Source organism: Bacteroides sp. 3_1_13 (genome assembly GCF_001185845.1).
Taxonomy (GTDB): domain Bacteria; phylum Bacteroidota; class Bacteroidia; order Bacteroidales; family Bacteroidaceae; genus Bacteroides; species Bacteroides xylanisolvens.
Genome location: NZ_KQ236956.1, coordinates 271,282 through 285,487 on the forward strand (window position 1 = coordinate 271,282; position 14,206 = coordinate 285,487).

Sequence of the window (14,206 nt, forward strand, 5' to 3'; positions counted from 1 at the left end):
CCGAAAAAGAAGTATGTGCAGAAGCCTCCTCATAAGGGAACTTTTTGGTCGGAATATTCATTTGCTATAATCGCCTTCTTTTTTATGGTATTTGTGTCTTTTTTATTGTATTATTCTTCACTTCCAGAAAATTATGATAAAGAAACAGTAGGAAATATCGTACGCCATGAACTTAAATATGACATGACTCAAGGGCGAATGGGTGGTAGTGTTTCTTATTCTTTCGTAGTCTATTATCAATATATGGTTGGAGGAGAACATTATTCTAGCAAAGTTTCTTTGGGTTATACCAGACAGAATATCCCTTTTATTAAAAAAATAAAGGATTATGGCTCTATGTATCCTGTGACGGTTACATACGATAGCCATAATCCTCAAATTAGTACGATTGTTGTTGAGTGAAAGGGTTAATTGGTGACTGTTTTTCTACCGGTCACTTTTTTATTTCTTGTTCTTAGAATATTCAATTATCTTAGAAGAGAAGTCTACAAAATCGGTGAATAATTGTAGAATGCTTAACCATTAGAAGCTATGAGCATGAGCCAGCGGATTTATAATCCGCTGGTCTTTGGTATCAGGATTTTTAATCCGCTTATCTTATCCGATCGTTTAAAATCCTTTGTCTCTTTCGATTTTAATCGTACATTTATCCTCTCTAATCAAATTAGTATATCAATGGATACTGCGAATCGAGTTTTAGATGAATTATATTTTGTTACTTCTACCGTTGTCGATTGGATAGATATCTTTACCCGTCCTAAATACAAGCATATAATTCTGGAGTCACTAGCCTATTGTCAGGAGAAAAAAGGCTTAAGAATTTATGCCTGGGTATTAATGAGTAACCATTTGCACATGATTGTCAGTTCCGGAACAGAAGTAACAGTTTCGGATATTCTTCGAGATTTTAAAAAGTTCACTAGTAAACGTATTATGGCAGAACTCGAAACCGATCCTCAAGAAAGTCGTCGCGAATGGATGCTGGATCGTTTTCGCTTTGCCGGAGCTAATGACAAAAAAATATCTAAGTATCGTTTTTGGCAAGAAGGTAATCATCCCGAATTAATTTATTTGCATGACTTCTTTCTGCAAAAATTGAATTATATTCATAATAATCCGGTGAAGCAGGAGATTGTTGCACGGCAGGAAGATTATTTATATAGTTCGGCGGTGAGTTATGCGGGTGATAAAGGACTGCTAGAGGTGATTGTAGTTTAGGAAGGCAAGAGGTTAAGGAGCGGATTACAAATCCTGATACTCAAGCAATCGGATTACAAATCCGATTGAACGGATTGCAAATCCGATTGAATGGAGCAGATTGAACAGAGAACGGAAACCTACTTTAAATGATTTTATGGCGAACTTTCATGTAAGATGTGATGTTGTTTAGATAGAAAAATGTATCTTTGTAATGTAGTAAGTTTGATTCATTCATGCATTTAGAAAGAGTAAGAAATGAAGAGACCGGAGATTATAGAAGCTATTCGTGAAACATTAAAACGTGTTGCTCCCAATGCGCAGGTTATTTTATATGGCTCTGAGGCGCGTGGGGATGCCAGGCATGATAGTGATGTTGATTTACTCATTTTAGTGGAAGGTGATAAAATGACATTGGCTAAAGAAGAAGCTATCACATTACCTTTATATGAATTGGAATTGAAAACAGGTGTTAGTATTAGCCCGATAGTTGTTTTGAAGAAATTTTGGGAGAACCGGCCTTTTAAAACACCTTTTTATGTAAATGTGATAAACGAAGGTATTGTCTTATGAAAGAAATTCTAGATAAGGAAAGTAAGAAAGCACTGGTCGCTTATCGGATACAACGTGCTTATGAAACATTGAGAGAGGCTGAGGTTATGATACGTGAGTCATTCTATAATGCTGCTATTAACAGGCTGTATTATGCATGCTATTATGCAACTGTAGCTCTTCTTTTAAAATATGATATTCAAACGCAGACTCATAATGGGGTGAAGACGATGCTTGGTCTGCACTTTATTTCGACAGGAAAACTTCCTGTAAAAGTAGGAAAAACTTTTTCTACATTATTTGAGAAAAGGCATAGTGGAGATTATGATGACTTTGTATATTGTGACGAAGAAATGGTAAACAACTTATATCCACAAGCGGAGACTTTCATAAATAGTATTCAAGAATTAATAAGAGATAAAGAGTAGGAATCTATACAAAGAAGGTGATCCGTCCCAGTGGATTTTGAATCCGCTTGCTTCACTTATGTGTTGTTGGTTTTTAAAAGAAGAGATTATGAGCAATAAAATTTATCCTATCGGTATTCAGAATTTTGAAAGCCTTCGTCAGGATGGTTATTTTTATATTGATAAAACGGCATTGATGTATCAAATGGTAAAAACCGGGCGTTATTACTTTTTGAGCCGTCCGCGCCGTTTCGGAAAGAGTCTGCTCATCTCTACTTTAGAGGCTTACTTTCAAGGAAAAAAAGAACTGTTTACCGGCTTGGCAGTAGAAAAGTTGGAAAAGGATTGGATTAAATATCCTATATTGCATCTCGACCTGAATATCGAGAAGTATGACACTCCGGAAAGTCTGGATAAGATATTGAATGATAATCTGGAATATTGGGAAAGCCAATACGGCACCCGTCCATCCGAGACATCTTTTTCCTTGCGTTTTGCAGGTATCATTCAGCGTGCTTGTGAGAAGACCGGACAACGTGTCGTTATTCTGGTAGATGAGTATGACAAACCTATGTTACAAGCTATCGGCAATGAAGAACTTCAAAAGCAATTCCGAAATACCCTGAAGCCATTTTATGGCGCTTTGAAAACGAAGGACGGGTATATAAAGTTCGCTCTGCTTACCGGCGTGACAAAGTTTGGCAAAGTCAGTGTATTCAGCGACTTGAACAATTTGGATGATATTTCAATGTGGAATGAGTACGTCGAAATTTGTGGTGTCAGCGAGCGTGAAATCCATGAAAATCTGGAAGCGGAACTACATGAATTTGCAGCAGCACGTGGAATAACGTATGACAAACTCTGTGAAGATTTGAGAGAGTGTTATGATGGCTATCATTTTACGCATAATTCAATCGGTATGTACAACCCGTTCAGTTTGCTGAACGCTTTCAAACGCAAGGAGTTCGGCAGTTATTGGTTTGAAACGGGTACGCCTACCTATTTGGTGAAGTTACTGCAAAAACATCATTATGACTTGGAACGGATGGCTCATGAAGAAACCGATGCCCAGGTGTTGAACAGTATAGACTCTGAATCTACTAACCCCATTCCGGTAATTTATCAGAGTGGATATCTAACCATTAAGGGATATGATGAACGTTTTGGCATGTATCGCTTAGGTTTTCCCAACCGTGAAGTAGAAGAAGGATTTGTTCGTTTTTTGCTTCCCTATTATGCAAATGTAAATAAGGTCGAGTCCCCGTTTGAAATTCAGAAGTTTGTCCGTGAAGTGGAGGCGGGTGATTATAACTCTTTCTTCCGCCGTCTGCAAAGTTTCTTTGCAGACACTACTTACGAAGTGATTCGGGACCAGGAGCTACATTACGAAAATGTTCTTTTTATCGTTTTTAAACTGCTAGGTTTCTACACCAAGGTAGAGTATCATACGAGTGAAGGGCGCATCGACCTTGTCTTGCAGACCGATAAATTTATTTATATCATGGAATTTAAGCTGAACGGTACGGCAGAAGATGCTTTACAGCAGATTAACGACAAGAATTATGCTCTTCCTTTCGAAATGGACGGACGTAAACTCTTTAAAATAGGAGTAAATTTTAGTGCGGAAACCCGTAATATTGAAAAGTGGATTGTAGAAACAAAAAACTAGCCCGGCAAATAGTGAGGCTAGTTTTTTGAAGTCATAAGTCTTTTTATTCTTTTATTTCCGGAACCAATATAAACTTCGTATCCGGGAAATACTTCTTCAGCCAGTTTTGAATGAAGTTCATCGTATCATTCTGAATCGTTTTATCTTTTACGGTAGGATACATATTATAAAGTACTGTATCCAGTACAATACCGCGTTTTTGTATAGCTTCAAGGCTAAGCAAAGTATGATTGATGCTTCCCAATTTACCGGAAGTAACAAAGATAAGCGGATAATTCTCTTGGGCAATGTAGTCTATTGTCAGAAGCTCTGTTGTTAGCGGAACCATTAAGCCGCCTGCGCCTTCGAGCAGAACAAAATCATAGCGTTCGCTCAACTCTTCCGTAGCACGTTTGATTTTGCCGAAGTCAATGGGACGGTTATCCAGTTGGGAAGCTAGATGCGGAGAGGCGGGATAAGAGAAAATTTCCGGCATAGTCAGTCCTTCTTTGTCTTCTTCTGTAAAGGGGATTCCCATAATACGACGATGCAAATCAATATCCTCGGAGTGACCGATGTTTCCTGTTTGGATAAACTTTTGAGTGATGGTACGCTGTCCGTTCTTGTTCCATTCACGAGCTAGAAATCCGGTGGCGTAGCTCTTGCCGGCATCGGTGTCGATACCGCTTACGAAATATACATTCTGTTTCATACTTTTTTCTTTTTTGCGATGATATAAATAGGGTGATAGGTCAGGGACACTGAAGTGCCTTGGGTAAATTCTTGTGTGTAACGTTCACTGAATAACTGCAAGTCACGACGTGTCCGCAGTTGTTGGGAAGAGGTGCCGGATATTCCGGTTACTCCTGTCTGCTTCAAATGATAAAGTACTTTTATGGGGTTATCAAACGAAAGAGAAATAAGTTCTTCTTCCGAATGGAGTATGTCAAAGTGGGATGACAAGGCTGTTACAAGCTCTTCCCGTGAACGATAAGGGAGCCCGTTTCCTGTTAACTCTCGTATCTCTTTCATATTCTCTTTACCGAAAGTGCTGAAAGCGAAATAGCCTTGGTTATTAAGCAGGGCGTTGCACCTTTTGAAAAAGTTTTCAGGCGATTCGAACCATTGCAGAGCCGAGCAGGAAGTAATTAATGTGCTTTCAGCGGGGAAAGGAACTGTTTCTGCATCTCCCGGAAGAAAGGAAACCTGTCCTTTTCTTAATATATCCTCACAACAATACTTCATTTCCGGGCAAAGGTCGTTTAGCAATAATTCTTCCGGCCGAAGAGTCTGAAGTAGCATACGGGAATAAATGCCTGTGCCGCATCCGAACTCAATCACTTTTGAACAGGGAAAAGAGATGTGTTCTGTAAGCAGGTGAATCATTTTATCTGCTATCTGCCGCTGTACGTTTGCTTCCTGGGGGTAAGTAGCAATGGCTTTAGAGAAACGTTCGGCGATTAGTTGTTTATCCATAAATCGATCATTAGTTGATTTGCATGATTACATTATCAAAAAGGTCTTGTTGATAATGAGCGGCTTCTATATATTCAAGGGAATCCACTTTGTTTCTCCATGCCAGCCATTGGCTGTCCGGCAGGAAGATACGGTCGCTTTTTCCTATGATGGCTCTTTGCCATGCAAAATCCGACGGTGGCAATGATAAGTATTGCTTTTGTATGGCAGCAAGCTCTTCTTTGAGCTCTTCAACGGGACGTTGGGGAGCTACTGTCTGAAAAGCCTTGTAATCGGCTGCTGAACCGCACATTCTTCTTTGAAACTTTTGCAGGGATTGTTCATTCAGTCCTTGCAGGGTTCCTTCGAAAATGGTAGGAGTAATCCCTTTCGTTTCATGTATAGGAGAAAGAGTGCCATTGATAGCGATACTTTGGGAAAGGGGCAGGGATGGATATTGTTTCATTATCTGTGAGGCTGCCCATACTCCCATTGACCAGGCAATGAGGGTGATTTCGGAATATTCTTGCAAAATGTCGGCATCGAACTCTAATGAACGATAATCATAGCAAATCATCCAGTCCTTATCGGTCGGGTGAATTTGCAGGAATGGAGTTTCATCCATTCCCCAGCCTGCGAAGAAAAGCAATAGATGCTTTTGATTATTCTTTATGATAAAATACTGTTTCATCCGTTTATCAGTTTAATGAGTTGGTCGATTTCATGTTCGGTGATGTCCGCTGTCAGTGAGAAGCGGATGCGTGAAGTCCCTTCGGGAACCGTAGGCGGACGTACCGGCAATGCGTAAAATCCTTTGCGTTGGAGTTCTTCTGCTTTCAATATGGTATCTTCACTTGCTCCGACAATCATAGGGACAATATGGCTTACCGAGGGGCAATTGTATCCTTTGGTTGTAAGGGCTTCCTTTAGCTTTTCACTGATTTGTAGCAGGTGAGTTCTCTTCTGTTGTAAAGCTGGAAGACGTTCTAACACCCATGAAGTCCACTGAATATTGATAGGTGGAAGAGCGGTTGTGAATATAAACGTGCGCATTTTATTGATTAGATATTCCCGAATGAGTTGTCGGCAGACAATATACGCTCCTGCCGAGGCAATGGCTTTCCCGAATGTACCTACTAGAAAGTCTATATCGTTGATACATTCTTGTTCTTCAGCACATCCTAATCCTTTTTTCCCTCGTACACCAAAAGCATGAGCCTCATCTATATAAAGAAGAATATTGGAATAGCTCTTCTTGAGTTGAATGAGAGCGGGAAGATCAGCTTCATCGCCATCCATGCTGAAGATACTTTCGGTAACAATAATAATCTGCTCATAAGCGTTATGATTTTCAGCAATCAGTCGCTGCAACTGGGAAATATCATTGTGACGATACCGTATACATTTAGCTGATGATAATTTAATCCCGTCTATCAGGCTTGCATGCACCAGCTTGTCAGCAAGAATCAGGGTGTGAGTATTGCAAATGGCAGGAAGTATTCCTGTATTGGCATGATAACCACTATTGAATATGAGTGCACTTTCGGTTCCGAACATGGTGGCTAGCTGTTGCTCCAACTTCTGATAGTCACTAAAATTACCGGTCAATAACCGGGAAGAAGAGGAGGTGGGCAGGAAAGTTTCGGGAGTGAGCGTCCTTAAGAATTCCTCCCTCAATGAAATGTCATTGGCCAGTCCGAGATAATCATTAGAAGATAGGTTCAACATTCGTTGTCCGTTCAGCAGAACATCTCGCCCCTCGTGGATTAGCGGTGGGAGAGAACGGTAATTCTTTTTCTCTTTCAAGGTTTGGAGTTCCTGGTTTATATACTCTAATGTCATGAATTGTTATTTTAAGTAATCAGTATTCGATAGATGAATGATTGAAAGTGTAATCTGTTGCTTATAAGATGTTTATCGTCAGAAGGACTATCCCGGAAGTTTCTCACCGACCAAGGCATCCTTCCTCGGTGAGGAAAGGTCCGTTCCTCACCGAGGAACAGATCCTTGGGTGAAAATCCGGTAATATTCTTTTTATCTGTCATCTTTTTTGAATGACTTTAAGTAACCCGGAAGTCAGTTTGCTTAATTGTTCCGAAGTAATGATGAAAGGCGGCATTAGATATACCAGTTTGCCAAAGGGACGTACCCAGATTCTTTCTTCCACAAATCGTCGTTGCATATAGGCCATATTTACCGGACGCTTCATCTCAATGACTCCGATAGCTCCGAGTATTCGTACATCAGCTACTTCCGGAAATTTCCGTGCAGGTGCCAGTTCTTCTTTCAGTTGAGTTTCGATTCGCTTCACATTCTCTTGCCAATCGGATTCGAGTAATAGGCGAACGGAAGCGCAAGCCACTGCACACGCAAGTGGATTACCCATAAATGTAGGCCCGTGCATAAAAGCTCCCGGTACATGGTTGGAGATGGTATCTGCTATCCGGTTACTGGCTAATACAGCAGAAAGTGTCATATATCCTCCGGTCAGTGCTTTGCCGATGCACATGATATCCGGTTCTACTCCGGCGTGTTCCCACGCAAAAAGTTTGCCGGTACGTCCGAATCCCGTTGCTATTTCGTCGAAGATTAGAAGAATATTGTGCTTCCGGCAAAGCTTTTCTGCTTCACGCAGATACTGCGGATGATAAAACCACATTCCACCTGCTCCTTGTACCACCGGTTCCAGGATAAGCGCCGCCAACTCTTTTGAATGTTTTTCAATTATCTCTTGCAGAGGCAGTATATCTTCCGGATTCCATTCTCCGTCGAACCGGGAAGTGGGGGACGGGACAAAATAACGTACAGGCAATGCCGAACCGAAAAGACTGTGCATACCCGTCACCGGATCACATACAGACATGGCATTCCACGTATCACCGTGATAGCCGGAACGGATAGTCACGAAATTGTTCTTTTCCGGTTTTCCTGCTGCATACCAATATTGTACAGCCATTTTCAGTACCACTTCTACGGCTACCGAACCGGAGTCTGCATAGAATATTTTCTGCATGGAGGGAGGAACCAAAGGCAATAATAGTTTCCCCAATTCAATGGCCGGTTCATGCGTCAGTCCTCCGAACATGACATGAGACATTTTATCTAATTGTTCTTTTGCCGCCTGATTCAATACCGGATGATTATATCCATGCACTGCACACCACCAGGAAGACATTCCGTCAATGAGCGTTTGTCCGTCTTCGAGGGTAATGGTAACACCGTCTGCCCGTTTCACTTTATATACAGGAAGCGGATCGGTGGTAGAAGTGTACGGATGCCAGATATGTTCGCGGTCAAATTGGGAAGCGGCGAAATGATAACCTTCTTCCTGAATCATCTTTTTGTCTTCCGATACTTTGGAACCGAGAGTTGTCAGCAGGTCACCTACGATAGCCGAGTTAATACCGATATATAATGCTTTGTGCATCGCCTCGGAAGAAAGTTGTGAACGTCCTCCGGCAAATCTTAGAAAAGCTGTCGGATTAATAAAACGAAAGATAGCGATGGTTTTAAGTATTTCTTCTTCGCTTAAAGGCTGCTCGTTTTCCAGTGGAGTTCCCGGAATCGGACTAAGCAGGTTGATAGGTATGGACTGAACATTCAGTTCTTTTAAAGTGAAAGCAAATTCAATCCGTTGCTCCATCGTTTCTCCCATACCGATGATACCTCCGCAGCAGATATCCATGCCTACACGACGGGCTGCATCAAGAGTAGCTCGTTTTTGTTCTTGTGTATGCGTAGTACAGAGTTTGGAAAAATAAGACGGAGCTGTTTCCAGGTTACAGTGATAACGGGTGATTCCGGCTTCGTATAGGGAACGTAGCTCTTCTTCGTTAAGTAACCCCAGAGAAGCACAGAGCTGAATGGACGAGTGACGTCGCATTTGACGAACGGTATCGCAAAGTTGGGTAATCTGTTTGGGAGATGGTTTTCGTCCGCTGGTAACGAGAGAGAAACGGTTGACGTCCTGGGCTTCATTGTATTTCGCCTGTCGGAGACATTCTTCAGCGGGAAGGAGATCGTAAATCTCGGCTTTAGTCTTGTAGTGAGAGGATTGTGCACACCATTTACAGTTTTCCGGGCATCGGCCGGACTTGGCGTTGATGATGGAACACATGTCGAATTCGTGCGAAGCACGTGCGACGGTAATCTCATGCGCGGCGGCATATAGCGCCTCGCTGTCAGCCATGTTGGCTAGCCAAGCGGCTTGGTCGGGCGAAATATCAATGCCTGCCAACACTTGGTCTTTTATTTCCTGAAGTGTCATAAATGTATGATAAGGGATAGTAATTTTAGCATTCTGCTTGCGAAGGGCAACGTCCACAACATTGATGTGCAGATGACCGATTTGGAATTCACGTCCCATACTCGCAAAAGCGGCATAGTTCTTTCTGCCCCAATAACGGAAGCGGGAAAGAAGGGTACGTGTGGTCTGTATGTGGCGTTGTTGCTTCATTGATTTTTTACTTTTGTTCGTTAGAACGTGGCAAATGTACAAAGATTCTTTGGATAAGCAAGCAAGTTTACGATTTCTGATATCCGTACTTTTATTTCTTTTTCCTGTATTCTTTGCGTAAGTTGAAATTGAATCCGGCATATATCTGAAGAGTGCCGAAACCATTGTCTACAGAGAAATTATTCCGGTGGTAATTATAGTTTTTCCCAACGAAAGAAGTACCTACAAAGTATTTTCCGTTATTATAAACAACCCCTGCACGGAGTAGAAAATCCAGATTAAATTTGCCGTACCATGCTTTTCCTTCGTGAGTTTCCGCATCTACATCAGAGGCTTTATAGGCAATGGCAGGGGTGAGAGACAAACATGCCAGGCAGTTGCGGGCAAAGACCCAGTTGTAGGCATATCCGAAACTGATATTGGCATTGGTATATTTTATATCCTTGACTTTCATACCGGGATTCATTGTCTGCTGTAGAAAAACAGGAAGTTCTGTGTAGTCGAAGTCGAGATGATGCTTTGAAATAGAAAAACCGGCAATAAATGTTCCCGCGTTGCGTCGTTGGTTGGTGGACTGGCTGAAGGCGGCCGGATAAGAGAATTTTCTGTTATTGAAGATATAATATAAGTTCAGCCCTTTTATATCCACCTTTATTCCACTGAAATCCTCGGAATAGTTGGAGGGAATATCTTCAGAAAATCCTCTGATCTTATGTATCTTGTAATTGTTTCCGGTACGGCGGTAGAATATATCTACACCAAGTTTGGAACTATATAAGCTAAGGTCAAATTCTGTACCTCTATTCTTCCGGTTGGTTTTCCGATAGATATCATCCACATCTACGGACCATCCCAGGAAAATCCATCGCCAGCCGAAATACAATCCTATTTTATTATGCGGGTTGGGAGAGAAACTAAGTTTTTGTGGTTGAGGCTGTTCGCTGGTGACAGAGTAATATTCGAAGTTGCTGAAATGAGTAGCCATCAACGCATAATTATAACGGTTCGGGCTGATATAGAGCGTATCGAAATCACTGAAATTCATAAATTTCTTGATTGCTCTTTTGAAAGGACTGGGCTGGGTGACCGTTGTGGAATCTATTCTTGTACTATCATTTGTAGAAAGGGCTTTCTTTTCACTTTGCGCCTGTAAGGACAGTGAAAATAACAGAAAAAGATATAGAATAACCCGTTTCCCCATGCGGTTCTTTGTTGTTTTAGATGTTTTTCGTTTCACGAATGTACTACCTTTCGTTGATTTATGCTAGTAATCTTCTAAAAAATGTTTCGTTTCCTAAACAAAAAAGTTCAATATACTGTTAGTTACAACAAGCAAATAAATCTTAAGCCACAAAATTATGAGAATCTATTTACGTTTATTAGTCGTGTCTCTTCTGCTTTTTGCAGGAAATATAGTATATGCGGAAGCACAGCAGGAGAAACGCGTGACGGGTACGGTGACTTCTGAAGGGGAGCCCTTGCCTGGTGTCTCCGTACAATTGAAAGGAGCATCCTCCGGCACCATCACTGATATTGATGGAAATTATTCAATTGAAGTTCCTGCTACCGGCACTTTAGTGTTCCGCTTTGTAGGAATGAGATCGGTAGAGCAACCGGTGAATAACCGAAGTGTGATTAATGTCACGTTGGAATCGGAAAGTAAAGAACTGGAAGAAGTAATGGTAGTAGCTTATGCTACCGCTAAGAAGTATAGTTTTACCGGAGCAGCTTCGACGATGAAAGCGGGTGAGATTGAAAAGCTACAGACCTCGAGCGTATCGCGTGTATTAGAAGGGACGGTGTCCGGAGTACAGGCTAGTGCGGCAAGCGGGCAGCCGGGTACGGATGCGGAAATCCGTATTCGTGGTATCGGATCTATCAATGCATCCAGCGCTCCGCTTTATGTGGTGGACGGGGTTCCGTTCGACGGTAGTGTGAACTCTATCAATCCTGATGATATATCTTCGATGACAGTATTGAAAGATGCGGCTTCTGCTGCTTTATACGGTTCACGTGGCGCAAATGGGGTGATTATTATCACAACCAAGCAAGGAGATCAAAATACCAAAGCGACCGTAAAGGTAAAAGCCTCTTTAGGAGGTTCCAATCGTGCCGTGCGTGATTATGATCGTGTCAGTACCGATCAATACTTTGAATTGTATTGGGAAGCACTTCGCAATCAGTACGCCAAGAGCGCGGATTATACTCCGGCAACTGCTGCGGCACAAGCATCCAAAGACCTGGTTACGAAATTGATGGGAGGTGGACCGAATCCATACGGTCCCCAATATGCGCAACCGGTCGGTACAGATGGAAAATTGGTGGCAGGTGCCCGTCCATTATGGAATTCAGACTGGAGTGATGCCATGGAACAACAAGCACTTCGCACAGAGTTGAATCTAAGTGTTTCCGGAGGCGGAAAAGCAAATCTGTATTTCTTTTCAGCCGGCTACCTGAATGATAAAGGTATTGCGCTTGAATCCGGTTATCAGCGTTTCAATCTTCGTTCCAATATCACCAGCGAAATGACTTCCTGGTTGAAGGGAGGAGTCAATTTGAGTTTTGCACATTCTATGCAGAACTATCCGGTTTCTTCCGACTCCAAAACCAGTAATGTGATTACCGCAGGACGTACCATGCCGGGATTTTATCCGATTTATGAAATGAATACCGACGGTAGTTACAAATTGGATGAGAATGGAGACCGCATTTATGACTTCGGCTCTTATCGTCCTTCCGGTTCGATGGCAAACTGGAATCTGCCGGCTACTTTGCCTTTGGATAAATCAGAACGAATGAAAGATGAAGTTTCCGGTCGTACTTTCCTGGAAGCTACGATTATTGAGGGATTGAAATTCAAGACAAGTTTCAATTTTGACTTGATTAATTATAATACGTTGGATTATACGAACCCTAAATTAGGTCCGGCTAAAGAAAACGGTGGCGGTGTCAGCCGAATGAATACCCGTACTTTCTCTTGGACATGGAATAATATTGCTACGTATGACAAGACAATCGGTGAACATCATTTTAATGTCCTTGCCGGTGTGGAAGCCTATTCTTATCGTTATGATGAACTGACAGCATCACGTTCCAAAATGGCGCAGCCTGATATGCCGGAGTTGGTAGTTGGTTCACAGTTGACCGGAGGTTCGGGATATCGCATTGATTATGCGTTGGTGGGTTATCTGACTCAAGCATTATACGATTATCAAAATAAATATTTCTTCTCGGCATCCTATCGTCGCGACGGTTCTTCACGTTTTGCGCCGGAGACCCGCTGGGGAAATTTCTGGTCGTTGGGTACTTCCTGGCGTATCGACCGGGAAGAGTTTATGGCAAGTACTTCCGACTGGTTGTCTGCCTTGACTCTGAAAATGAGCTATGGTGCGCAGGGAAATGACAACCTGGGTACTTATTATGCAAGTAAAGGACTTTATACCATTGTTTCCAATTTGGGAGAAAATGCGTTAGTGTCCGACCGTATGGCAACTCCGAATCTGAAATGGGAAACGAACCTCAACTTTAATGTAGGTATCGACTTCTCCCTGTTCAATAACCGTTTTTCCGGTTCATTTGATTTCTTTACACGTCGTTCGAAAGACCTGCTTTATTCACGTCCGATAGCTCCTTCCCTAGGATACGGTTCTATTGACGAAAATGTAGGAGCCTTGAAGAATACAGGTATAGAAATGGTGCTTAACGGAACGATTATCAATCAGAATGGTTGGGTATGGAAACTGGGTATGAACTTGACGCATTATAAGAATAAGGTGACAGACCTCCCATTGAAAGATATGCCGCGAAGTGGTGTGAACAAGTTGCAGGTAGGTCGTTCGGTGTATGATTTCTATATGATAGAGTGGGCGGGAGTAGACCCGGAAAATGGAGATCCGCTGTGGTATAAGGATGAGGTGGATGCAAATAAGAATCCGACCGGAAAACGTGTCACAACAAATGATTATGGTTCGGCTGACTATTATTATGTCAACAAATCGTCTCTTCCGAAGGTGTATGGCGGATTCAATACGTCTCTTTCCTGGAAAGGATTTGATCTTTCGGCTATCTTTGCTTATAGTATCGGTGGATATATCTACAATCGTGATGTCACAATGATTCTGCACAATGGAAGTTTGGAAGGTCGCGACTGGTCGACGGAGATTCTAAGAAGATGGACTCCCGACAATCGCTATACCGATGTCCCTGCTTTGAGTACTACCTCTAATAACTGGAACTCGGCTTCCACTCGCTTCTTGCAGAATAATTCGTATATGCGATTGAAAAACCTGACACTTTCCTATAACTTACCCAAACAATGGATTAGTAAGTTGTCATTGAGCAGTGTGCAGGTATATGTACAAGGAGATAATCTGTTTACCATTCACCGGAATCAGGGACTAGACCCTGAACAGGGAATTACCGGTATCACTTATTACCGTTATCCGGCTATGCGAACCATCTCCGGAGGTATCAATGTTTCTTTCTAAATTC

At 42.1% G+C, this 14,206-nt stretch carries 12 protein-coding genes; 6 read left to right on the forward strand and 6 right to left on the reverse strand.

Annotated elements, in window-relative coordinates; all coding sequences use genetic code 11:
• The first annotated feature begins 15 nt into the window (after positions 1–15).
• The 5 genes from HMPREF9009_RS13430 (at position 16) to HMPREF9009_RS13450 (ending at position 3,825) form a co-directional block, all read left to right on the forward strand.
• Positions 16–402, forward strand: a complete 387-nt coding sequence (locus HMPREF9009_RS13430; RefSeq protein WP_225473796.1) for a DUF3592 domain-containing protein — start codon at positions 16–18, stop codon at positions 400–402.
• Between the two features lie 273 nt (positions 403–675).
• Positions 676–1,218 (forward strand): REP-associated tyrosine transposase, encoded by a 543-nt coding sequence (locus HMPREF9009_RS13435; RefSeq protein WP_232313589.1) that lies wholly within the window; start codon positions 676–678, stop codon positions 1,216–1,218.
• Between the two features lie 237 nt (positions 1,219–1,455).
• A complete protein-coding gene (locus HMPREF9009_RS13440; protein ID WP_015532942.1) occupies positions 1,456–1,770 on the forward strand; it encodes a nucleotidyltransferase domain-containing protein in 315 nt (104 codons plus the stop codon).
• Entirely contained in the window at positions 1,767–2,177 is a 411-nt protein-coding gene (locus tag HMPREF9009_RS13445) for a HEPN domain-containing protein (protein ID WP_049702466.1), read from the forward strand. Before HMPREF9009_RS13440 ends, HMPREF9009_RS13445 begins: the two co-directional genes overlap by 4 nt.
• An 88-nt stretch (positions 2,178–2,265) precedes the next feature.
• A complete protein-coding gene (locus tag HMPREF9009_RS13450) occupies positions 2,266–3,825 on the forward strand; it encodes an ATP-binding protein (protein ID WP_049702467.1) in 1,560 nt (519 codons plus the stop codon).
• 43 nt (positions 3,826–3,868) lie between these two features.
• Here the strand turns inward: HMPREF9009_RS13450 and bioD are convergent, their stop codons facing one another.
• The 6 genes from bioD to HMPREF9009_RS13480 all read right to left on the reverse strand — a co-directional run bounded on the left by bioD (position 3,869) and on the right by HMPREF9009_RS13480 (position 10,916).
• Positions 3,869–4,516 (reverse strand): dethiobiotin synthase, encoded by a 648-nt coding sequence (gene bioD / locus HMPREF9009_RS13455; protein ID WP_049702468.1) that lies wholly within the window; start codon positions 4,514–4,516, stop codon positions 3,869–3,871.
• The gene (gene bioC / locus HMPREF9009_RS13460) at positions 4,513–5,280 is read right to left on the reverse strand and encodes a malonyl-ACP O-methyltransferase BioC (protein WP_049702469.1); all 768 of its coding nucleotides are present in this window, start codon (positions 5,278–5,280) and stop codon (positions 4,513–4,515) included. Before bioC ends, bioD begins: the two co-directional genes overlap by 4 nt.
• A 10-nt stretch (positions 5,281–5,290) precedes the next feature.
• Positions 5,291–5,950: a DUF452 family protein gene (locus HMPREF9009_RS13465; protein ID WP_049702470.1), complete on the reverse strand. Its 660-nt coding sequence runs from the start codon at positions 5,948–5,950 to the stop codon at positions 5,291–5,293.
• Complete coding sequence (locus HMPREF9009_RS13470; RefSeq protein ID WP_049702471.1) at positions 5,947–7,101, reverse strand: 8-amino-7-oxononanoate synthase; 1,155 nt, start codon at positions 7,099–7,101, stop codon at positions 5,947–5,949. Before HMPREF9009_RS13470 ends, HMPREF9009_RS13465 begins: the two co-directional genes overlap by 4 nt.
• Positions 7,102–7,300: 199 nt before the next feature.
• A complete protein-coding gene (gene bioA, locus HMPREF9009_RS13475; protein WP_049702472.1) occupies positions 7,301–9,715 on the reverse strand; it encodes an adenosylmethionine--8-amino-7-oxononanoate transaminase in 2,415 nt (804 codons plus the stop codon).
• 91 nt (positions 9,716–9,806) lie between these two features.
• Positions 9,807–10,916 carry a DUF4421 domain-containing protein gene (locus HMPREF9009_RS13480; protein WP_049702473.1) on the reverse strand — a complete coding sequence of 370 codons (1,110 nt, stop codon included), beginning with the start codon at positions 10,914–10,916 and terminating at the stop codon, positions 9,807–9,809.
• 157 nt (positions 10,917–11,073) lie between these two features.
• Between HMPREF9009_RS13480 and HMPREF9009_RS13485 the strand changes: the two genes are divergently transcribed.
• Positions 11,074–14,202 (forward strand): SusC/RagA family TonB-linked outer membrane protein, encoded by a 3,129-nt coding sequence (locus HMPREF9009_RS13485; protein WP_049702474.1) that lies wholly within the window; start codon positions 11,074–11,076, stop codon positions 14,200–14,202.
• Positions 14,203–14,206 lie beyond the last annotated feature (4 nt).

Coding starts and splice junctions, on each gene's coding strand:
- HMPREF9009_RS13435 (WP_232313589.1), top strand. CDS start 676: ATGGATACTGCGAATCGAGTTTTAGATGAATTATATTTTGTTACTTCT.
- HMPREF9009_RS13440 (WP_015532942.1), top strand. CDS start 1,456: ATGAAGAGACCGGAGATTATAGAAGCTATTCGTGAAACATTAAAACGT.
- HMPREF9009_RS13445 (WP_049702466.1), top strand. CDS start 1,767: ATGAAAGAAATTCTAGATAAGGAAAGTAAGAAAGCACTGGTCGCTTAT.
- HMPREF9009_RS13450 (WP_049702467.1), top strand. CDS start 2,266: ATGAGCAATAAAATTTATCCTATCGGTATTCAGAATTTTGAAAGCCTT.
- bioD (WP_049702468.1), bottom strand. CDS start 4,516: ATGAAACAGAATGTATATTTCGTAAGCGGTATCGACACCGATGCCGGC.
- bioC (WP_049702469.1), bottom strand. CDS start 5,280: ATGGATAAACAACTAATCGCCGAACGTTTCTCTAAAGCCATTGCTACT.
- HMPREF9009_RS13465 (WP_049702470.1), bottom strand. CDS start 5,950: ATGAAACAGTATTTTATCATAAAGAATAATCAAAAGCATCTATTGCTT.
- HMPREF9009_RS13470 (WP_049702471.1), bottom strand. CDS start 7,101: ATGACATTAGAGTATATAAACCAGGAACTCCAAACCTTGAAAGAGAAA.
- bioA (WP_049702472.1), bottom strand. CDS start 9,715: ATGAAGCAACAACGCCACATACAGACCACACGTACCCTTCTTTCCCGC.
- HMPREF9009_RS13480 (WP_049702473.1), bottom strand. CDS start 10,916: ATGGGGAAACGGGTTATTCTATATCTTTTTCTGTTATTTTCACTGTCC.
- HMPREF9009_RS13485 (WP_049702474.1), top strand. CDS start 11,074: ATGAGAATCTATTTACGTTTATTAGTCGTGTCTCTTCTGCTTTTTGCA.